General features: G+C 56.1%; 1 protein-coding gene. It reads right to left on the minus strand.

The annotated features are described in order from the left end of the window. Positions 1–508 (minus strand): IS110 family transposase (locus HMPREF3130_RS10025; RefSeq protein ID WP_141737810.1); only part of this gene is annotated, 508 nt, incomplete at its 3' end. Between the last annotated feature and the right edge of the window lie 243 nt (positions 509–751).

Raw genomic sequence — 751 nt, forward strand, 5'->3', positions numbered from 1 at the left:
CTCGTTCCAGGCTGGGGTAGATCTGGGTGAGGACACTGCGAAGCCGATTGACAGTGCGAGTGCAATCGCGGGCGATGTCATCATCGAAGCCGGACAGCATCTTTAGGGCGGAGAGTACCTCATCATTGCGGTCGACGGCACGTAGCGTGTGGGGCATTGTGCGGGCGGTGTCGGCGATGATGAATGCGTCGCGTTTGTCTGTTTTTGCACGTCCCGGATAGAGATCTGCAGCTTTGCGCATCGCAAGACCTGGCAGGTATCCGACTTCGCAACCGCAGTCCCGGGCTACAGCAATCGGTAGTGCGCCGATGGTGTTGGGTTGGTCGACGATCACGAGCACGGTGCCAAGCTTCTGAAGCTGGTGAAAAACGCCTGCTAGTTCGGATTCGAGTTGAGGCAACGGTTTGTCGAAGACCTTGTTGCCATCACGGTCTAAGGCGCAGGCGTGGTGTTCAGATTTGCCGACGTCTAACCCAAGGAATATGTCGATGGAATGCTCCGGAGACATGATGAGCTCCTAGAAAACGAGATGGGTATGGCGTTGTTCCAGTCGCTGGTGTCATGACCTTCGTTGCAAGCACCCACGTTACAAAGAGACCTAGTTTAAAACTGGCCGTGTCCCTATCAGCTGTCATCGAAAGTCCTGGCACCCGGCGGCAACACCCCCCGGATTATGGAAACTACAGGGCAGGTAAGCCATACCGGGACCAGCGACTATCCCCATTATCGGGGACACTCACAAGGTAACGGG

The sequence above is a fragment of the Corynebacterium sp. HMSC14B06 genome, assembly GCF_001807075.1.
GTDB classification, from domain to species: Bacteria; Actinomycetota; Actinomycetes; order Mycobacteriales; family Mycobacteriaceae; genus Corynebacterium; species Corynebacterium jeikeium_D.